15 protein-coding genes are annotated in these 20,241 nt (G+C 61.2%); 10 read left to right on the top strand and 5 right to left on the bottom strand.

Annotated elements, in window-relative coordinates; genetic code table 11:
• Positions 1–41 precede the first annotated feature (41 nt).
• The 7 genes from I2H19_RS06115 (at position 42) to I2H19_RS06145 (ending at position 8,894) form a co-directional block, all read left to right on the top strand.
• Complete coding sequence (locus tag I2H19_RS06115; protein WP_022095047.1) at positions 42–641, top strand: hypothetical protein; 600 nt, start codon at positions 42–44, stop codon at positions 639–641.
• Positions 642–690: 49 nt separating this feature from the next.
• Entirely contained in the window at positions 691–906 is a 216-nt protein-coding gene (locus I2H19_RS06120; protein WP_138340698.1) for a hypothetical protein, read from the top strand.
• Between the two features lie 18 nt (positions 907–924).
• Complete coding sequence (locus I2H19_RS06125) at positions 925–2,355, top strand: hypothetical protein (protein WP_195621978.1); 1,431 nt, start codon at positions 925–927, stop codon at positions 2,353–2,355.
• 49 nt (positions 2,356–2,404) lie between these two features.
• Positions 2,405–3,190: a DUF554 domain-containing protein gene (locus I2H19_RS06130; RefSeq protein WP_229089807.1), complete on the top strand. Its 786-nt coding sequence runs from the start codon at positions 2,405–2,407 to the stop codon at positions 3,188–3,190.
• A gap of 88 nt (positions 3,191–3,278) precedes the next feature.
• Complete coding sequence (locus I2H19_RS06135) at positions 3,279–5,039, top strand: TerB N-terminal domain-containing protein (RefSeq protein WP_249934404.1); 1,761 nt, start codon at positions 3,279–3,281, stop codon at positions 5,037–5,039.
• On the top strand, positions 5,032–6,336 hold the full coding sequence (locus I2H19_RS06140; protein WP_195621979.1) for an ATP-binding protein: 1,305 nt from the start codon (positions 5,032–5,034) through the stop codon (positions 6,334–6,336). Before I2H19_RS06135 ends, I2H19_RS06140 begins: the two co-directional genes overlap by 8 nt.
• A gap of 116 nt (positions 6,337–6,452) precedes the next feature.
• On the top strand, positions 6,453–8,894 hold the full coding sequence (locus tag I2H19_RS06145; RefSeq protein ID WP_195621981.1) for a DEAD/DEAH box helicase: 2,442 nt from the start codon (positions 6,453–6,455) through the stop codon (positions 8,892–8,894).
• Between the two features lie 26 nt (positions 8,895–8,920).
• Here the strand turns inward: I2H19_RS06145 and I2H19_RS06150 are convergent, their stop codons facing one another.
• The 4 genes from I2H19_RS06150 to I2H19_RS06165 all read right to left on the bottom strand — a co-directional run bounded on the left by I2H19_RS06150 (position 8,921) and on the right by I2H19_RS06165 (position 13,425).
• On the bottom strand, positions 8,921–9,799 hold the full coding sequence (locus tag I2H19_RS06150) for a spermidine synthase (RefSeq protein ID WP_195621983.1): 879 nt from the start codon (positions 9,797–9,799) through the stop codon (positions 8,921–8,923).
• Positions 9,800–11,707, bottom strand: coding sequence for an elongator complex protein 3 (locus tag I2H19_RS06155; RefSeq protein WP_195621986.1), 1,908 nt, complete (start codon positions 11,705–11,707; stop codon positions 9,800–9,802).
• Between the two features lie 96 nt (positions 11,708–11,803).
• Entirely contained in the window at positions 11,804–12,703 is a 900-nt protein-coding gene (locus I2H19_RS06160; RefSeq protein WP_229089808.1) for a DUF4097 family beta strand repeat-containing protein, read from the bottom strand.
• Complete coding sequence (locus tag I2H19_RS06165; protein WP_195621991.1) at positions 12,703–13,425, bottom strand: helix-turn-helix domain-containing protein; 723 nt, start codon at positions 13,423–13,425, stop codon at positions 12,703–12,705. The genes I2H19_RS06160 and I2H19_RS06165 overlap by 1 nt, the downstream gene beginning before the upstream one ends.
• Before the next feature lie 267 nt (positions 13,426–13,692).
• Here I2H19_RS06165 and I2H19_RS06170 point away from each other — a divergent pair, with 267 nt between their 5' ends.
• From I2H19_RS06170 to I2H19_RS06180, 3 genes are all read left to right on the top strand, one after another.
• Entirely contained in the window at positions 13,693–14,565 is an 873-nt protein-coding gene (locus I2H19_RS06170) for a methyltransferase domain-containing protein (RefSeq protein ID WP_195621993.1), read from the top strand.
• Between the two features lie 118 nt (positions 14,566–14,683).
• Positions 14,684–15,523 carry a tRNA (guanine(46)-N(7))-methyltransferase TrmB gene (trmB, locus tag I2H19_RS06175; RefSeq protein ID WP_195621996.1) on the top strand — a complete coding sequence of 280 codons (840 nt, stop codon included), beginning with the start codon at positions 14,684–14,686 and terminating at the stop codon, positions 15,521–15,523.
• A gap of 109 nt (positions 15,524–15,632) precedes the next feature.
• Positions 15,633–18,314, top strand: coding sequence for a DEAD/DEAH box helicase (locus I2H19_RS06180; RefSeq protein WP_195621999.1), 2,682 nt, complete (start codon positions 15,633–15,635; stop codon positions 18,312–18,314).
• Positions 18,315–18,392: 78 nt separating this feature from the next.
• Here I2H19_RS06180 and I2H19_RS06185 read toward each other — a convergent pair whose 3' ends face one another.
• A complete protein-coding gene (locus I2H19_RS06185; RefSeq protein WP_195622002.1) occupies positions 18,393–20,150 on the bottom strand; it encodes a DUF2130 domain-containing protein in 1,758 nt (585 codons plus the stop codon).
• Between the last annotated feature and the right edge of the window lie 91 nt (positions 20,151–20,241).

The raw sequence follows: 20,241 nt of genomic DNA on the forward strand, positions 1-20,241 counted from the left end.
CATCGCGGGGACGGCCCCGCGGCGAATAGAAAGGAACGACCATGGACATCACCAGGAACATGAACGGAGCCAGAGCGCTCGTCGTGGGCGCAGGGCTCGCGCTCGCGCTCGCAATGGGCGCCGCCCCGACGCCAGCTATGGCAGCCGGGCGCGTTGGAACCACGAAGGTAATGGTCAGGACCGAGATCGACAACGTTGAGTTCAAAGTTCCGACGGTTATTCCCTTCGTCGCCAAGGCCGACGGCACGCTTCAGGGCCCCTCAGAAGACGCGACCACCATCGACAATCATTCGGCCTACGGCATCCATGTCACCAACATGAAGATCGATGCCATGAACACCTGGACCATTGCCGCCGACGCCAAGGCCGGAACCGCGCAGAACTCCATCGACTTTAAGGTCGGCCCCGACGGCGCACTCCAGAACGCCAGCGCCGCAATGCAGGGGACGGGCCTCGATCTTTCCAAGAATGCAGCCTTCGACATGGGCTACCAGGGCATTGCCGGCGGCACGGACAAAATCAAGCTCAAGACAAGCGGAAACGTCGCCCGCGTCACGCGCGACATCTTCCGCGTAACCGGCGAAGGCGATCAGGTTGCGACGATCACCTGGACGGTCGAGCCCGGTGCGCACACGGCATAAGGCCGTCGCCCTGGCCGCCGCCGTCAGCATCCTAGCGTTTGGGCCAGCCATGGCCTTTGCCCAGCAAGAACAGGCGCAGGCCGCCACGCAAGTGACGGTCGACCTCTCGGAGCTCGACCGCGGCGACCGTGAGGAACCGTTGGCGCAGACAGGCGACAGACGATGGCTCTTGGCAGCAGGCGCCACAGCAGCAGGCGCAGGAACCGCCGGCCTCGGTCTGCACATCAAACGCAGCCAGAAACAAAACATGGACAGGCCGCACTAAATTAGCTAAGGAGACCCCATGGCATCGAAGAACCTTTTGCCCGTCGTCGCACTCTGCGGCGCGCTCGCAACCGGAACGCCTGTCGCCGCTTGGGCGACTCCCGTCATGGCAGGCTCCTTACCAGCAGCCCTAAGTTCCGCTCCAAATCCGTCGAGCACCATTGCGTGCGAGCGTTTTTCGATCGCACAGGCCGCGATCTCAACCTCGGGATGCCTTCGTCGTAATACGGACGGCTCGATAGTCGTGGATATCAAGCGTTCGAACAAGGCAAACGGCTCCCAGGCGGGGTGCGCCGTCTGCACGTGGCGCTCGGTTGTGCTCGATGCGGATGGCGATCCATGCAATTTAGAAATGCGCATCGACATCGCTTCGGTCGATGACTCGGCGAACGGAGCGAAGGTCGCCTTCGACGGTACGTTTTTTGAGAAAGGAGGCGGTATATGTCTGGGCTGCGCCGCCGCGAATGCAGACGACACGCAGCCCACCCTCTCATTCACGGCATCGTTGCGGCTGACCAAAGCCGGCACCGATGCCATCGCGGCGGGAGAAGCGTCCCTGCTGTTCTACGCCGTCAGCACCAAAGACACAGACGCTCATTTCGAGAAGCCAGCCGGATCACTCAGCCTTACACGAGGGATAGAGGCAGGCCCTATTGAAATCGATGCCCACGCGCAAAGCAGGCAACGCATTCTTGCCGACCCGGCGCTTCTCGAAATGGAGTGGAACGGATCCGGAGCCATCGGAATTCTCCCCTCCGCGCTTGACGCCAAGACGCTCCCCCCAAACGACGAACCCATCAACGCAACCATACAAGAAGAGAGCGCGGATAAAGAAGCAGGTGCGGGCGACACGCCGTCGCCGACAAACAGCGTCCCAGCTTCTTTCGAAGCACCGAATGAGCCCGCTACCGATCCAAACGATCCCGAGCTCGCGGACAGTCTGGGGCTTGCTGATCCTCAAGAGATCGATGAAGGTAACTGCTGCGTGCTTGCCGCGCTCGACCACACAGAGGTCATCGACGCTGCGAACATCGAAGTTGCCGCCGCCAATCAGCCCGTCCGCAAGTCGGCTATCATCGCATTTCCCGAATCCATCGAAGTCGTCTTTTTGCCATCGGGCGAGGTCGTGGCCCCAACACTGCTCACCTTGTTGGGCGCCAAGAATACTCGAAACGAAATTAAAAAGGTCACAGCTGTCGACCCTGCAACCACCGCCAAGCTGCGTCTATACGCCGTTGCTCCAGACGGAGGCAAGACCTTGGAATTCGATGGCGACACACTCCTAGCCTGGCGACGTCTGGACATTATGCAAGACGTCTCGTACCAGATCGAGCTCGAAGGGTTTGATCGTGCCCGCGATGCCAATATCATCGCCGCGGCTATTGAATTCCCGCAGCGGCTTATGACACTGCGCTTTGAATACTATCCCTATGTCCCGACAACCACCTGAGGCTTACATGCTGCGCGTCGTTGCTAATACAACTTATATAACGTATTAGATGAGTCGCGATGTACCTCGCATTCCACTCTGCTACGATTGCCACGTTGGCATCAATACGGGAGGGCTCATGCCGGGCTTGGGAACAATCATCAACGTTGTGCTTTTAGTTGCGGGCGGTCTTTTGGGATTAGCGGGCGGTCGCTTCATTACACCGCGCATCCAAGACACGCTCATGAAAGCATCGGGGCTGTGCGTCCTGTTTATCGGCCTTGGCGGCACCATGCAAAAGATGCTCCTTATCGATGGAAAGGCGCTGGCGACCACCGGTACCACCATGCTCATTGTCTCGTTCGCCCTCGGCTCGCTCATCGGCGAGGCCATCAACTTGGAGGCCGCCATCGAGAACCTTGGCGAATGGCTCAAGCGAAAAACCGGCAGCGAGGGTGACAACGAGTTCACCAACGCCTTTGTCTCGACATCGCTCACGGTGTGCATCGGTGCCATGGCCATCGTGGGCTCGATTCAGGACGGCCTGCTCGGCGACTGGTCCACGCTCGCTCTCAAGGGCGCACTGGACTGCATCATCGTTTGCACCATGACGGCCTCGCTCGGACGCGGCTGCATCTTCTCGGCCCTGCCCGTCGCCGTGTTCCAGGGAACGATTACGCTGTTTGCCGGCGCGCTCTCCCCCATCATGACCACCGCCGCCCTCGACAGCCTATCGCTCGTGGGCTCTATGCTCATCTTCTGCGTCGGCGTCAATCTCATCCGTCCCCAGACCTTCCGCACGGCCAATATGCTCCCCTCCGTTGTCATAGCCGTCATCTACGCCCTCCTGTTCTAAATCTATCTACATAGCGGCATCTCGAACACCTGTTTGATGCTGTGCTATGATATGAGGTCACCGAAGCTGCGTTAGGAGAGGAGAAGCGGTGGCCGACCAGGACATCAAGATGCTCATCGAGCGCATTATGGCCGAGGCCCGGACCCATCAGTCCGCCCGTTTCTCAAACGAAGTCTACGCAGACGAGCCGATTCTCAAAACCGGTCGTCAGATGCAGAATTTCCTTCCCGACCAGTACCGCAAGATGCGCGAGATATCGCGCTGGCAGGATGACCCCAAAGGCGGTGCGGGACGCTGGCTTTCGGAAGCCGAACTTTTCTACCGCCAAGGCCAGCTGATGGCTGACTTTGAGGACGATTGCCCCTATAACGGTACGTTCAAGTCGTACTTCCCAACCTACAACGCCATGAGCGATCGCCAGCTGCGCGGGTACTTTACCTGGCGCGCACGGGTACGCCGCGGAACCGTCGAAGAAACGTCTACGTCCTTTGCCTTCCTGTATCTCTATGAACTGATCTGCGGCATTGGCGTAGATGGCCCGCTCGATGGTTTTAGCAAGATCAAGACCTTTTGGGATGCTTATCGTGCCTTCGAGCCCGGTATCGACCGGTTTGCACGCGTGTGGCTGCAGGATTACGCCGTGTTCCACGGGCTCGATCCCAAGCTGCTTCGCGACTCTAAAACCGTCATGTTCGATAACGCCCTTATCGAGCTGCGGCGCGCAGCTCGAGACCTTGCGCCTGCACCGGCGCCGTCCGGGCAGGCCCCCAAACGTCGTAAATCCTCTGAGCCGATCCTCCCCCTTCCGCCCGACGAGGCGCGCGAGGAGCGACTCATGGCCGCTATCAACGCCCTCTCCACGTATAACCTCAATAACTCAAGACTCGATCGCAGCCACCATCGCGACCTGCGCCACGTGGCATGCGCCGTGTATGTCCGTATGGCGCGTTACTATGACACGCACCGAAAGACCGGTATCGTGGCGAGCTTGTTTGGGGAGGAGACGGCCATGCCCTATACCATGTTTGCCTCGGCCGTGTTCTTTGCGCCCGAGCGCCACGAGGACTGCGAATATCGCCTGGATCCTATCCATATCTACCGTTGCCAAAACGGCTTTTGGGAATGCATGCGCATCCACGGCAGCAGGCAAAAGAGCAGCAAGCTCGGTGAAATGATGCGCGCCTGCGACCAACGCCTGCGCCTGGCGCTGGACCCCGCCCATCCCCTTAAGGAAGAAAAGGTCCCCAAATATCTGGCCAAGATTATCGATGACGAGATTGTGGCATGGCTTTCGTGGGACGCCGCACACCAGCCCGTCAAGATCGATATCGATCTGAGTCAGCTGGGGCACATTCGAAGCGCCGCCGCGCAAACGCGCGAAGCGCTTTTGATCGATGAAGAGCGCGAGGACGGCGCACCTGTGGAAGCCGAGGCAGCGGACTCAGGGCAACCGGAAGCCGAGCCCGTAGCCGACGCGATTGTCGAGGCGGTCGCGGCACCCATTCGGCAGGACGAGACCGACGAGCCAACCATATCCACCGAACAGTTTGGTGTCGTGGCACCGCTTCTCGCGCCGACGCCCGCGTTCGCAGCTGTTGCGCCCGCTGACGCCACGAACGAACTCACGCCTGCCGCAGACGCCTATCTCCGCGCGCTGCTCGAGCACAACGCAGTACAGGCGGAATCGGCGGTAGTGCAATCGGGGCAGAGCGAGGACATGCTCGTCGATACCATCAACGAAGCGCTCTTTGACCTGGTGGGCGACACCGTTATCGAATTCGGCGCGGCAGGACCGCAAATTATCGAGGATTACGAAGCAGACGTGAGAGGATACCTAGACCATGAGTGATACCGCATCCGCAGCGCCCCGCGTACCCAAACGCGTCGCCGCCGTTATCCTAAACTCGCTCAAGGGCGGCGTGGTCCCGCGCATCGGCCTTCCCTACATCACCGTAGGGCGCGAGGTCGAGATCCGCGCCCTGCTCACCGATCTGAGTCTCATCGCCGACGGTGGCGCGAGCTTCCGCTTTCTGGTCGGTCGTTACGGCGCCGGCAAGAGCTTTTTGCTCCAGACCATCCGCACGCACGCCATGGGCGAGGGATTCGTCGTCGCTGATGCCGACTTGTCGCCCGAGCGCCGCCTGCAGGGCGGTCAAGGACAGGGCCTTGCCACCTACCGCGAGCTCATCCGCAATATATCGACCAAGACGCGCCCCGAGGGCGGTGCGCTCAACCTTATTCTGGATCGCTGGGTCGCCTCGTGTGCCGACGTCGACGAGTCGGTCGTCAATACCCAACTGGCCCCGCTCGAGGAGATGGTCCACGGCTTTGACTTCACCCGCATGCTCCGCCGCTATCGCACGGCCGTATCCGAGGGCGACGAAGAGGCCATGAGCCGCGTGACCAAATGGATTCGCGGCGAGTACCGCACCAAGAGCGAGGCACGCGCCGAGCTGGGCTCCTCGACCATCATCAGCGATGACGACTGGTACGACTACGTCAAACTCATTGCACGCTTTTTGGTCTGCAGCGGATACAAGGGCATGCTGGTGCTCATCGATGAACTCGTGAATCTGTACAAGATTCCCAACGCGATCACGCGCCAATACAACTACGAGAAGATCCTGACTATGTACAACGACACGCTCCAGGGCAAGGCGCAGTACCTGGGCATGATCATGGGCGGCACTCCAACCTCCATCGAAGACCGCCGCCGCGGCGTGTTCTCCTACGAGGCTCTGCGCAGCCGGCTCGCTCAGGGTCGCTTTGCGCGCGAGGACCTTAAGGACATGCTCGCACCCATCATCCGCCTGCAGCCACTCACCTATGAGGAGCTGCTGGTGCTGATCGAAAAACTCATGCAAATTCACGCCGGCTACTTTGGCTGGACGCCCACGCTTACCGAGAACGACTTGGTGGACTTCCTCAAGATCGAGTTCGATCGTGTGGGAGCCGATACGCATCTGACGCCGCGTGAAGTTATTCGTGACTTTATCGAGCTGCTCGACATCCTATGCCAGAACCCCGACGCCAACGTAGCCGAGCTGCTGCAAAGCGTCGGCGGTGACGCGCTGGCGCCAGCAACCGCAACAGGCGACACCGATACCGCAGGCGGCGACCGTAACTTCGCCGAATTCACCATCTAACCTGCCAAAAAGGGACAGGTTTATTTTGGCAGGTTTTATCTGGGCAAACGTCGAGGCATTAATGCAGCAAGCCACTGCCCACCGCGTTGAGAGATTCGTTTTTGAAAGGAGGCCCCGTGAACGCCTTTGACCGCTACGCCCCGTTTATCCAAGACTTCATCTACTCCCACGATTGGGAGAGTCTGCGCTCTATCCAGGTTGCAGCGGCAGACGCCATCTTTAATACGCAGGACAATGTGCTCCTGACGGCATCCACAGCTTCCGGCAAAACCGAGGCAGTCTTCTTTCCCATCCTGACCGAGTTTTGGGAGAACCCGCCCGCAAGCGTTGGCGCCCTCTACATCGGCCCCCTCAAGGCACTCATCAATGATCAGTTCGTCCGCCTCAACGACCTATGCGAAGAGGCCGATATCCCTGTCTGGCACTGGCATGGCGATGTCTCGCAGTCGCACAAGGCCAAACTCATCAAAAAGCCGAGCGGCATCCTTCAGATTACGCCCGAATCGCTCGAGGCGCTCCTGATCCATAAGCACATGGCGATCCCGCGCATGTTTTGCGACCTGCGCTACGTCGTCATCGACGAGGTTCATTCGCTCATGCGCGGCGACCGCGGCGGGCAGACGCTCTGTCTTATCGAGCGCCTCTCGCGCATGGCAGGCGTGCAGCCCCGCCGCATTGGCCTTTCGGCCACCATCGGCGACCCCGAGCGCACGGGCGCCTTTCTCTCGCAGGGAACGGGACGCGACTGCGTTATCCCCCGTTTTGAGGAACCGCGTCGCGTGTGGCGCATCTCCATGGAGCACTTCTACAACTCGGGTCCCCAGGCACAGCAGCGGGGATTCGAGAGCACGGGTCCTCAAGAGGCCGAAGTGCTTGCGTGCGAGCGCATCGAGGCGGCATCCGCGGCACTGCCCGCCGGCGCCCAAGACATGCGTCACAGCGGACAGCTCACACAAGAGGAGCGCCGTCAACGTCGTGAGCGGGCACGGGGCAAAGCCGCTCCCAAAGACCGTCGCACTTCCTCGGCCCCCGAGGGCGAAGTCGACATCCCACGAGCGACCGAGCAGGCGCTTCTCAACCCCACCGACACGGCGCCCGACAACGCCGACCCCGGTATGGGCTATATCTTTGAGCATACGCGCGGCCGCAAGTGCCTGGTCTTTGCCAACTCGCGCGAAGAGGCAGAGGCCGTGTGCTCCATGCTGCGTAGCTACTGCGAGAACCGGCACGAGCCCGACCGTTTCCTCATTCATCACGGCAATCTTTCGGCATCGCTGCGCGAGACGGCCGAGGAACTCATGCGCGATGAGGAGCAGGCACAGACGACCGTCACCACCTCTACGCTTGAGCTTGGCATCGATATCGGCCGTCTGGAGCGTGCCTTCCAGATCGACGCGCCGTTTACCGTCAGTTCCTTTTTGCAGCGCATGGGGCGCACAGGCCGTCGCGACCTTCCGCCCGAGATGTGGTTTGTCATGCGCGAGGAAGAACCCGAGCCACGCACGATGATGCCCGAGACCATTCCTTGGAAGCTCCTGCAGGGCATCGCGCTCGTACAACTCTATCGCGAGGAAAAATGGGTCGAGCCGCCTGAGCTCGATCGACTCCCCTACAGTCTGCTCTATCACCAGACCATGTCGACCCTCGCCAGCACCGGAGAGCTCACGCCGGCCGAACTTGCCCAGCGCGTGCTCACACTGAGCTATTTCCATCGCATCTCGGCCGATGACTATCGCGTATTGCTGCGTCACCTCATTAAGATCGACCATATCCAGGTCACCGAGGGCGGCGGACTCATCGTGGGTCTCGCGGGCGAGCGCATCATTAACAACTTTAAGTTCTACGCCGTATTCCAGGAAAACGAGGAGTTCACCGTTCGCAGCGAGTCGGCCGAATTGGGCACGATCGTCAACCCGCCACCGCCCGGTGAGCGCATCGCCATCGCCGGACACTGCTGGATTGTCGAGGAAGTGGACTGGAAGCGCCACACCGTCTTTGCCACGCAGGTCAAGGGCCGGGTGCCGGCCTACTTTGGCGACTGCCCCGGTGACATCAATACACACGTACTCGAGCGCATGCGCAAGACGCTCAACGAGCACGCGACATATCCGTACCTCATGGGCAACGCACGGGCTCGCTTGGCGCAGGCTCGTCATACCGCCGAGATTTCGGGCGCGGGAACTAAGCCGCTCATCAATCTGGGTGGCGACACCTGGGTGCTCTTCCCCTGGTTGGGCAGCTACGCCTTCCTAGCACTCGAGCGCATGCTTAAAATCAAATGCGCCGCTGAGTTGGGCCTTCGCGGACTCGACCCGTCACGCCCGTACTTTATGCAGTTTAAGATGAAGGCCGACGAGGAGACGTTCTTTGAAGTGCTCGCCGCCGAAGCCGAGAAAGACTTCGACCCCATCGACCTCGTCTATCCCGGCGAGGTGCCTTATTTTGATCGGTACGACGAATTCGTTCCAGAAGAGCTCGTGCGCAAAGGCTTTGCCGAAGGCGTGCTCGACATCGAAGGCATGAAGCAGCGCGTTCTCGGCTGGCGCGACCACGCCTAAGACCAGTCTTTTTGGGTCGGGGAGACCTATTTGTCGTGAAGGACGGTGCCGAGGAAGTCGGTGTCGAAGGGCACGGCTTCGGCAAAGGCGCAGTCACCGTCGCTGGCGATGAGCAGGTAGTTTTCCTCGCCGCCGAACTTCGCATCGCCACATGGGACCACCCAGGCGTGGGCGAATACCCCGAGTGCCGTGGCAGTGCAGTCGCGCAGGAACGTCACGTCGCTCCCCTCGTTTGCGCTCACGATATTGGCCACGTAGATACCCCCGGGGTTCAGGCTGCCCCGCACTAAACGCAACGCCTCAACCGTCGCCAGCTCACGCACAGGCTCGGCACCGCCAAAGCAGTCGCTCACAACGACGTCGTAGCGACGATGGCCCACGCTCGTAATGCCCAAATACGAGCGAGCCTCAGCGGTTATCACCCGCAGGCGATCGCCCGCCGCGCGCTCCAGCTCGTCTAGGTAGAACCAGCGGCGCGCCAGACGCGTAATCTCTCCGTCATACTCGATGACGTCTATGCGCAAGCCCTCGTGCGACATCAGGGCGAATTTAGGATAGGCAAACCCGCCGCCGCCCAGCATAAGCATGCGGTCGATACCGTGACCATAAGCGTCGCGCATCGCATCCTCGGCCTCAAACACGTCGTTAAACGCGCGATAGTACGCAAAGACGGGCTCCGCCCAGCGCTCGCCAACGTAACTCGCGCTTTGGTAGACGCCGCCTTGCACCAATACGCGGACTTCGTCGCCGCCCTCGTCGTGCACGCGTTTCACACGCGCCAACCCATTGCGGGTTCGCGCAACCTGCAGACAGGCAGCACGAACAGCGACAGCGGCCGCACCAAGCGCCGCGGCTCCCAGAGCAACGCCGGCAACGACGCCGGCAGAAACACTCGGCTTGTTCATCTAGAGCTCCTTTTGCAGATAAAGGCCATGGTCATAAAATCCAAGATGGCGATAGTACTCGCGTGTGCCAATCGCGCTAATCACGTTGATACGCGCATAACCCGCATCCCGGGCAATCTCGCACGCACGCTCTACGAGCAAACGCCCCAACCCGTGATGCTGCGCCGCCTGGCCCTGGTCGCCCACGCGCGCCGCCATGCCATACACGTGCACCTCGCGAATCATCGCCTCGTCCGGCGTCGTCGGCAACTCGTCCGCATGTGCGGCAACAAACGAATGGTCGGGCAGCGACAACCGCAAAAAGCCCGCGATTTTGCCCTGCGGCGTCATCCACTGCAAAAAACGCTCGCGCGTCACCGGCGTCTCGTACGCCACTTCCTCGTCAAGGGTCAGCTCATGCAAGTCGGCGCCCGCCGTGCTAATCTCGCGATAGCGAATCTCGCGCACCGTCGCGCCTTTCCCCCGAGCAGCCAGGCGGTTCTCAACGAGCTGGCGCAAGTTGGGTTTCTTGTTGCCCACCATGATGTCGTCGGAACTAAAGTCGCGGATCATGCGACTGATGCGGCAGAACGCCGGCGTCACCACGATGTCGTCGGCTAACACATCGAGCAGCTCTTCCTCGGTATAGGGACGCCACTCGCCACGTTCATAGCAACCCACCAGACGCGAGCCCTCGATGAGCGCACACGGGTAGACCTTGACCTCGTCGGGCATAAAGGCCCCCTCGGTCATAAAGCGCTCGTAGTCGCGCTTGTCCCCCTCCGGCGTGGCGCCCAGTAAGTTGAGCATAAAATGCGCATGGATCTTAAAGCCAAACAGGCGCGCAAGCGAAAACGCCTGCTCGATCTGAGCCACCGAAATACGACGCTCGTTGATATCGAGCAAATGTTGGTCGAGGCTCTGAATGCCCATCTGAATCTTGGTGCAGCCCAGGCGGCGGATGAGCGTGAGGGCCTGCGGCGTCACGGCATCGGGGCGCGTCTCGATAACGAGCCCCACCACGCGATGCTTCGCCGTCTCGTTGATGCGCTGCTGACGCTCAAGCTCCTCCATCGTTGCCGTCTGCCACTCGGCGACCTCGCCCCACGGCCTACCAGGGCCGTACAGACGACGCACCGCGCGGTTATAGCCGCCCACGGCAGCATCCACACGCCCCTGCTCGTCGGCAACGCCGCTCGCGAGCTCGGCCTCGTCTGTCGCAATGCCGGCAGCCCGGTAGCGCTCGCGACGCTCCGCCACCACCGGCGGCAGGGCATCGGCGGGAGCGTCATCGAGCAGGCGCCCTGCCTCGGCACGGCTGATGCCCGGACGCGCCAACATGGGGTTGGCCGCCACGCCGGCCACGGCATCGTCATTGAGCGCGCGGAAGAGCTCCGACATAAACCACATCTGATACCCTTGCGGATAGTCGCTCCAGGTACCGCCAAGAACGATGAGCTCGATCTTGTCGGTCGCATGACCCATCTGCGAAAGCGCGGTCAAACGGGCGCTCACCTGCAGATATGGATCGAAGCAGTTTTGCTCTGCACGGGCACACGCCGGCTCGGCATGCAAATAGCTTTTGGGCATGCGCAGGTCGTTGGGGCAAAACAGGCAATCGCCCGAGCACGGCCACGGCTTGGTGATGACGGTAATGGTTGCCACGCCCGAAGCCGTGCGACGAGGCTTCATACGCAGCACCTGCAGCAGTTGACGTTCCAGCTCGGCATCGACATTCCACCCAGCCCAACGAGCCGGCTCCTCACGTTTAACCCGCTGGTAGAACGGCAGCAGACGGCGCTTGGCCAAATCGCGTTTGTCGGCACCCTCACGGCGCGCCTCGGCATGTATCAGTTTGACGAGCGCTTTGTCATCCACGGTCTCGCCGCGACGCAGAGCCTCGAGTATGTTCAAGATAATCTGTTCCATGCCCCCATTGTAAAGGCAAAGGCGCCGGAGCCGATCTCGGCTTCGGCGCCTTCATCAAACAGCGCGTCTATATCTTCGCCTAGGCTTTTGTCTGCCTCAATACTCCGAATCAAACGACATGTCGCCCGAACCGACCTCAAAACGATACGTGGCAGACTTGTCACCGTTATCGAATTCAAGATTCAAAATGGTCTCGCCGTCGTAGCCAAGCGGAAGGAAATCGCTCTCGAAGTCGCCGCTGCCCAAGGTGAGGCTCGCCTTAAAGCCCGTCGAGTTCGGAACCGTCATCTCCACATCGCCCGAGCCCACACTCACGTCCATCGACTTCGTGGGGGCCGGGTAAAGCTCGAACGTCACATCGCCCGAACCGACCTCGGCATTCAGGGTATCGGTCACGGTGCCCGTAAACTCAACGTCTCCCGAGTCCAGAGTCAGGTTGAGGTCATGACACGCAATGCCCGCGACCGTCAGATCACCCGATCCTACATTCGCTGTAATGCCCACCATGTTATCGGCAACTTTGCGCGGCAGTTCGACGGTAACCGTGCGGTCAATGGCGCGCTCGTCATCGCAATCGAACTGGCGAATCTTGAGCGTAGAGCCCTTGATTTCGGCCAGGTTCTGGGTTGCCGCATCGAAGGCAACGGTCCCCGTTGCCACGCGACCGCTTTCAATTACGCGCACTGGCCCGCCGGAGACGTGTTTGACCTCGACCGTGCCCGACGTCACGTCCAAGTCAAGCGATGTGAACGCGTCGGCATCAAACGTTTCGCTCGAAAGCTGTTGAGGCCGAGCGGAATAGTTACCGCTATCCAAAAGATCGTCCTCGTCAAGCGCATCGTCCATACCAGACAAGCCAGATACAACATCGTCGAGATCCCACGGGCCATCAAAATGAATCAATGTCCGCGAAACGCCAAAGACAAGTCCGATGATGAGCACGAACGCTCCGATGCCGACGCCCAGGCGCAGCTTGGATTCATGCGAAAACTTCATCATTCGTCACCCTCTTTGGCACATGGCTCAGCGGTGGTCGTGGTAGCCACGTCAGCATCAGGTTCCGCAGAAGTATCCTTCCCCTGGGCCTTGATCGCCACCGACGCCGGACCAACCTGAATATCCCCGCGCGCCCAATCACCATCGAGCGCACGCGCCACCCAGTGATAGATAGGGATCGTAAAGAAGATCAGTGCGGCAAAGGGGCCGGCACCAAACAGGAACATCAGCAAAAAGAACAGCAGCCAGCACACGGCCCAATACGGGAACGACTGGAACGGGCCCTTCACCGGAGTCGAGCCAACCGCGGTGCCACTCGTCGCCTGCACCGTAGCGGCATTGGCGGCCTGCGCACTCCAGCTTGCCGCCTGCGCCGCCTTGGCCGCGGCATCACTTGCCTGCGTAGCTGCCTCCGTGGCACGTGCCGCCGCCTCATGGGTGCGAGCACGCTCTGCCGCCTCGGCCTCGCGCTGACGGGCGCGGTCCTCGTTCTCAAACTCGATATCGTCCTCGATCTCGTCGCTCGGATTGAGCAGCTCGTCCAGGCTCACGCCATAGAGTTTGGCGAGCGAGATTAGGTTCTCGGTATCGGGCGAGCTCTCCGCGCGCTCCCATTTACTGACTGCCTGGCGCGACAGCCCCAGCTTTCGCGCCAGCCCTTCTTGGCTAAAACCCTTGCTGCGACGAAGGTCGGCAAGCCGCTGCGCAGTTTCTACATTCATGGTTCCTCCTATGTGATGCCAGCCGTGCCGCCGGACCGTTTTTGTTCTTAAGGCGCCTTGCACAGTTAAAAATCTATCCGCCACCGCCAAAATCATGCCACCTATTCTAGTGAGATTTTTGACAACCGGCGGTTGCGGGTGCATATGAGCTGCGGAAATGTGTCCAAACAAAGCAATGACCCGCAGCTCGGTTGTCCCCGTTGCGGCGTTAACGGTAGTATGGTCGTACTGTTTATTTCGCACCGCCAACGGAGGGAGTTCCGCGCCGTGAACCGCGATTTCGCCTCATCGCTCATCCAGCTCAACAATACGTTCTATCGCGAGCACTCCGCCTCCTTCTCCGATACGCGCCAGGCCCCGTGGCCCGGCTGGGTGCGCACCATGGACATCGCGCTCGGGCAGCTCGACGTCGCCACGATCGAGCACCCCGTCCGCGTCTTCGATCTCGCCTGCGGCAATATGCGATTCGAGAACTTTGCAGCCGGCGGCGCACTTGCCGCCAAGGGTGTCGACGGCGCAAACCCCTCGGCAGATGCCAGCTGCCCGTTTGAGTTCTATGGCGTCGACTCGTGCCAAGACCTGGCCATCGATGCACATGGCCACGCGCTTCGCATTCCCAACCTGCACTTCCAGGAACTCGACGTGCTCGACGCCCTCATGAAGCTCAACCCCGCCGAAACACCCGACGTGCTTTTCGACGCCCCGCTCGCCGACATCTCGGTCTGCTTTGGCTTTATGCACCACGTGCCGTCGTGCGAGTACCGCGTACGCGTGCTCGACGCCCTGGTGCGGCAGACGCGCCCGGGCGGCATCATCGTCATCAGCTTTTGGGAGTTTATGAACGATGAGCGCATGGCGCGCAAGGCCGTTCGAGCCGAAGCCCGTGCCGAACTCACCCCGCCGTTTGAGGGTTACGATTCCGCGCAGTTTGAAGCCGGCGACCACCTCATTGGCTGGCAAAACGACCGCCACGCCTACCGCTATTGCCATCACTTTGACGATCAGCAGATCACCGACCTGGTGCGCGGCGTCCGTACGTTCTACAAGAGCGGCGAGGTCCCCGTGCGCGAGCTCGAGCGTTTCCATGCCGACGGTCGCAGCGGCGACCTCAACCGCTATGTGATTCTTAAGCGCCTGTAGGCATCGACGACTCGCCGCCGAGCCGCACCGCAACTTTCGGGCACATTGCGCCCGCCCTCTTCCAACCCATTGCCGGAACGTGCAGCCATGCGTTCCATACTTATGACCAAGGAGCCTCATGGGAGCCGTCCACGTTCGCACGCCTAAGAACTTTGTGCTCGAGGAGCGCCTGGAGCGCTACGCCGATGCGATCGAGACGAACCCCGAGAACTATGCCGGACACTGGTGTGAGGCATGCACGCCGGCTGGCGGCAAGCCCTTCGGCCGCCTTCATCTCGACCTAGGCTGCGGCAAAGGAACTTACCTGGTTGAGCGCGCTCGCCGTGAGCCCGATACCCTCTTTATCGGTATGGACCAGGAGCCCATCTGCATCGCCTATGCCGCTCAGAAGATCTGCGAGCAGGAACTGCCCAACGCGCTCGTGCTGCCCCGAGGCGCCGCATCGCTGCCGCAGCTGTTCGCCGCAGGCGAGCTCGATGCCATCACTATCAACTTTCCCACGCCGCAGCCCAAGGCCAAGTACGCCAAAAAGCGACTTGTCCATGTCGACCATCTGATGCTCTACCGTCCGCTCTTTGCTGCCGGCGCCACCGTCGCACTGCGCACCGACAGTAAACCACTGCGCGACTACGCCCTGGGTCAGTTTGCCGCGGCCGGCTACGACACGCTTTGGGTAAGTGACGACGTCCGCCGCGACCATCCCGAGCATCCCGAGACCGAATACGAGTGCCGAACGCGCGAGATGGGCGCTGTCGTCTATGGCATCTGCGCCACACCCGGTGCGGAGCCCACCGAAGAGCAGCTCGCGGCAGGCCGGGCGCAGGAGCAGAGCCTCGCCTGCTATCTGCCCGACGATCTCGATGAACTCACCTACGTGCCCCTCGGCATGGAAGAAGCCGTTGAGAACTTTAAGAACCGCGCCCGCAAGGGTAAGAAGCGCCTGCCGCAAGAACGCTAACGATCGCTAGCATCACACGCCCATTTCCTGCATTTTCTTTCGCGCTGGCGCCCCGCGCCGCCGCTACGCCATAATAGTTGGCGGACAATCGCGAGAGAAAGCAAACCACATGGCACAGACCACGACAGATACCGCCGCCAGCACCGTCTCCGGCGCCGGCGCCGCCAGCTCGTTCTCGGGCGGCACAGGCACCGAGGCCGAGTTCGGCTCGCTCGGAGCGCTCTCCCCCACCTGGTGGGAGCCCGAGGACGGCAGCGAGCCCGAGCCATGGCTCACGCCCGATCAGGCCTTCGAGCGCTTCTTCGAATGGACGAGCGACCGCGGCATCGAGCTGTGGGACCACCAAGAAGAAGCCCTCATGGATCTTGCCGCCGGCGATCATGTCATTTTGGGCACGCCGACCGGCTCGGGCAAATCGCTTGTCGCGCTGGGCATGCTCTTTATGGGCATGGCGCAAGGCAAGCGTTGCTACTACACGGCCCCCATCAAGGCTCTGGTTAGCGAGAAGTTTTTTGACCTGGTGCAGGTGCTCGGCCGCGATAACGTCGGCATGATCACCGGCGACACGCATATCAACACCAAGGCACCCGTCATTTGCTGCACAGCCGAGATCCTTGCCAACGACGCGCTGCGCGAGGGTGAGGATGCCGATGTGGGCTGCGTCGCCATGGATGAGTTCCACTACTTCGCCGACCCCGACCGCGGCTGGGCATGGCAGGTACCGCTGCTCACCCTGCCCCACACACAATTCATGCTCATGAGCGCCACGCTTGGCGATGTCACCGCTATTGCAGCCTCGCTCGAGGAACACACCGGCGCCACCTGCGACCTCGTCGTCGACGCCCCGCGTCCCGTACCGCTGAGCTACGACTATGTGACGACCTCGCTCGAGGGCACCGTTGAGCTCGCGATGCGCCGCGGCGAGGCACCGCTCTACATCGTGCACTTTGGCCAAGACGCCGCACTCGCAACGGCACAGTCACTCGCCAACTTTGGCATTGCCAGCAAGGAGCAGCGCGAGGCTATTAAGGAGGCTGCCAAGGGCACGAGCTTCTCGACGGCCTTCGGCAAGATCCTCAAGCGCCTGCTCGGCTGCGGCGTCGGCGTGCACCACGCCGGCATGCTGCCGCGCTATCGCTTGCTGGTCGAGCGCCTGGCGCAGCAGGGGTTGCTGCCCGTCATCTGCGGCACCGACACGCTCGGCGTCGGCATCAACGTGCCCATCCACACCGTGGTGCTCACCGCACTCACCAAGTTCGACGGCTACAAGATGCGTCGTCTGCGCGCCCGTGAGTTCCATCAGATCGCCGGCCGCGCCGGTCGCTCGGGCTTTGACACCGAGGGCATGGTCATCGCCGAGGCCCCGGAGCACGAGATCGAGAACGCCAAGCTCATGGCCAAGGCAGGCGACGACCCCAAAAAGCTCCGCAAGATTAAAAAGAAGAAAGCTCCCGAGGGCTTTGTCACCTGGAACAAGCAGACCTTTGAGCGCCTGATCGAGACGCAGCCCGAGACGCTCAAACCGCGTCTTCGCATCACGCACTCCATGGTGATTAGCGTGGTCGAGCAGGGCGGTGACGCTCGCGCCCGCGTGCACGACCTCATCGAGACAAGCCTGCAAACGCCCGAGGAAAAGGCGAAGCTCGAGGTTCGTGCCGATGAGATTTTCGCCACACTCATCGACTCCGGCGTCGTCGTGCGTACCGAGGTGCCGCCCGCGCCCGACGCTCCGGCTGACGCCGCACCGGATATCGATTACGCGCTGACGGTCGATCTGCCCGAGGACTTTGCGCTCGACCAGCCGCTTTCGCCGTTTTTGCTCGCCGCGCTGGAGCTGCTCGACCCCGAGAGCGAGACCTACACCATGGACCTCATCTCGATGGTCGAGGCAACACTCGAGGACCCCAAGCAGGTGCTGCGCGCACAGGAGCGCGCAGCACGTGATCGCGCCATGGCCGAGATGAAAGCAGACGGCGTCGAGTATGAGGAGCGCCTGGAGCGCATCCAGGATGTCACCTACGAAAAACCGCTCGAAGACTTGCTCGATGCAGCCTTTGATAAGTATTGCCAGGAAGTACCTTGGGCCAACGACTACCAGCTCTCGCCCAAGAGCGTCCTGCGCGACATGCTCGAGAGCGCGAGCGACTTTAAGGGCTATATCCAAAAGCTCGGCATCGCCCGCTCCGAGGGCATTCTGCTGCGCTACCTGGCTGAGGCCTACCGCTCGCTCGATCGCACCGTACCGATCGAAAAGCGCGACGAGCGCTTGCGCGACATCATTTCGTGGCTGGGCTTTGTGGTGCGCTCGGTCGACTCGAGCCTGGTTGACGAGTGGGAGAACGCCGGCAACCCGGCCGCACTCGACGCCGCACCACCCCAGGGCATCGACGAGGTCGTGGCGGACCGCCGCGGTTGCACCCTGCTGGTGCGCAACGCACTCTTCCGCCGCGTGACCCTTGCCGCCCGTGGACACTTGCGCGACTTGGGCGAGCTCGACGAGGACTGGGGCATGAGCGAGGTGCGCTGGCAAAAGGCGCTCGATGCCTATCACGAGCAGCACGAGGAGATTCTCACCAACGGCGACGCCCGCAGCTCGGCGATGTTTACCATCGACGAGAGCGACGAAAAGACCGATCACGTGTGGCACGTGCATCAGATCTTTGCCGATGAGGATGGCGATCACGACTTTGGCATCATGGGCGATGTCGACCTGGACGCCACGCAAGACGGCGGCGAGGTCATCTTCAAGAACTACCGCGTCGGCTTTATCGAGGATTTGCTCGAGGACTAGCCGAATCAGCCGGGTAAACGAAACAGGGCCGCTGGCAATGTTGCCAGCGGCCCCGTTTTTTGCGCCATGCGCTATGCGCTACTCGGCATCCTCGACCTCATACGCATCGGCCTCGGCAGGCTCATCGCCCGTGCCCATTGCCGTCTCGCGCGCCTCATCAAACGCCGCTTTCATGGTCTTGTTGCCCCAGGTGAGCTTGCGAATCGTAAGCTCATCGGCCTTGTTGTGGGCCAAGCGCAGGTTCTCGGTGCTGCGACGCAGATCGTCCTTGGTCTTCTCGAGCTGCTTGATGGCAGCATCGATCTCCTTGATCGCCGATTCGAACTGCTTGCTCGCCAGGTTGTAGTTGCGTGAGAAGCCGTCCTTGAACTTTTCCATCTTGGCTTCGAAGTTCGTGACGTCGATGTTCTGCTGCTTGTACTCTGCTAGCTCCTGCTTATAGCGTAGCGATCCCATGGCAGCATTGCGCAGCAGCGTAATGATGGGGATGAAGAACTGCGGACGGATCACGTACATCTTCTCGTAGCGGTAGCTCACGTCCACAATGCCGGCGTTATAGAGCTCGCTCTCGGGCTCGAGCAGCGTGCAAAGCACCGCGTACTCGCAGCCTTTCTGACGACGGTCATGATCGAGCTTCTTAAAGAAGTCCTCGTTCTTGTGTTTGGTCGCGGTTTCGTCGTTCTCGTTTTTCATCTCGAACATAATCGAGATGATTTCGTTGCCGCTCGCGTCGCACTCACGGAAGATGAAATCGCCCTTGGTGCCCTCGGATGCATCGTTGTCCTTCTCAAAATACGCATTGGGAAACGCCGTCATACGCAAGCGATTGAACTCAGTCTCGCAGTGCTGCTCGAGCGACTCGCCCACCATCTTGGTAGACAGGCGCACCTTCATGTCCTTCAGGCGCTCGATCTCTTCATCCTTATATCGAATGAGCTCGTCACTCGCACGCTTGGCCTGTGCAAGCTCGAGCTCGTGGGCAGCCTTGGCCTGTTCCTCGCGAGAATCGCGCACCGCCAGCTCGCTCGTAAGCTTCGCGCGTGCCTCATCGCGCTCACGCTCCGCCGCAGCGACCGCCTCCGACAGGCTCATCTTTGCCGTCAGCTCCTGTTCGCGCAGCTGGGCGCGAAGACTCTCTGCCTCCTGCGCAGACTGAGCCTTTGCAGCGGAGAACTCCTCCTGCACCTTCGCCTGATAGTCGGCAAGCGTGCGCTCGGCTTCGCTACGAGCAGCATTAAGCTCGCGCTGGGACTCGGCTGCCGCGGCGGCAAGCGCCATCTCCTGGGCCTTGTCTGCAGCGGAGAGCTTCGCCTGCAGCTCGGCAATCTGAGTGTCGCGGGCGGCCAGGTCGTTTTGAGCGGCGTTACGCACCGCTGCCTCGACAAGCTTGGCCTCGTCATCCTTGCGGCCTAACTGCGCACGTAAGCTATCAATCTCGCGCTGGAGCTCGGCGTTTTCCTTTTGAGCATCGGCACGGGCCTCAACCGCCGCACGCTGGCTTGCGCTCTCGCGTTCTGCGGCGGCGCCCTCAAGCTTGGCACGCAACTCGGCAAGCTCGGCGTCGCGCTTGGCAACTTCCTGCGCCAGCTCCTGAGCCGCGATGTTCTTCTGTTCAGCGAGCTGAGCGTCGCGCTGAGACTTCGCCTCCTGCAACGCAGACGCCGAACGCGAGCGCTCAAGCTCCAGTGCCTGCTCGCCCTCGCGTTGGACGGCCTTCACGCGTTCATCCAGATCGCGCGAGAACTCGGCATCACGCACCTGTTTGACGATATCCGCATAGCCGGACGCATCGACCTTAAAGACTTCGCCGCAATGCGGGCACTTGATCTCGTTCATAGCAGCTCCTCGATGGACGCAAATTTCAACCTTCTACACTCTACCGCGCCACGCGGACAAAAAAGGCGCCGCAGCCATAATGGCAACGGCG

Origin of the sequence: Collinsella aerofaciens (genome assembly GCF_015560135.1) — a bacterium.
GTDB lineage: Bacteria > Actinomycetota > Coriobacteriia > Coriobacteriales > Coriobacteriaceae > Collinsella > Collinsella aerofaciens_AN.

Excerpts from the sequence above, each read along its gene's own strand:
- trmB (WP_195621996.1), top strand. The coding sequence starts at position 14,684 with ATGGGAGCCGTCCACGTTCGCACGCCTAAGAACTTTGTGCTCGAGGAG.
- I2H19_RS06180 (WP_195621999.1), top strand. The coding sequence starts at position 15,633 with ATGGCACAGACCACGACAGATACCGCCGCCAGCACCGTCTCCGGCGCC.
- I2H19_RS06140 (WP_195621979.1), top strand. The coding sequence starts at position 5,032 with ATGAGTGATACCGCATCCGCAGCGCCCCGCGTACCCAAACGCGTCGCC.
- I2H19_RS06130 (WP_229089807.1), top strand. The coding sequence starts at position 2,405 with ATGAGTCGCGATGTACCTCGCATTCCACTCTGCTACGATTGCCACGTT.
- I2H19_RS06160 (WP_229089808.1), bottom strand. The coding sequence starts at position 12,703 with ATGAAGTTTTCGCATGAATCCAAGCTGCGCCTGGGCGTCGGCATCGGA.
- I2H19_RS06185 (WP_195622002.1), bottom strand. The coding sequence starts at position 20,150 with ATGAACGAGATCAAGTGCCCGCATTGCGGCGAAGTCTTTAAGGTCGAT.
- I2H19_RS06120 (WP_138340698.1), top strand. The coding sequence starts at position 691 with ATGGCCTTTGCCCAGCAAGAACAGGCGCAGGCCGCCACGCAAGTGACG.
- I2H19_RS06115 (WP_022095047.1), top strand. The coding sequence starts at position 42 with ATGGACATCACCAGGAACATGAACGGAGCCAGAGCGCTCGTCGTGGGC.
- I2H19_RS06165 (WP_195621991.1), bottom strand. The coding sequence starts at position 13,425 with ATGAATGTAGAAACTGCGCAGCGGCTTGCCGACCTTCGTCGCAGCAAG.
- I2H19_RS06150 (WP_195621983.1), bottom strand. The coding sequence starts at position 9,799 with ATGAACAAGCCGAGTGTTTCTGCCGGCGTCGTTGCCGGCGTTGCTCTG.
- I2H19_RS06125 (WP_195621978.1), top strand. The coding sequence starts at position 925 with ATGGCATCGAAGAACCTTTTGCCCGTCGTCGCACTCTGCGGCGCGCTC.
- I2H19_RS06155 (WP_195621986.1), bottom strand. The coding sequence starts at position 11,707 with ATGGAACAGATTATCTTGAACATACTCGAGGCTCTGCGTCGCGGCGAG.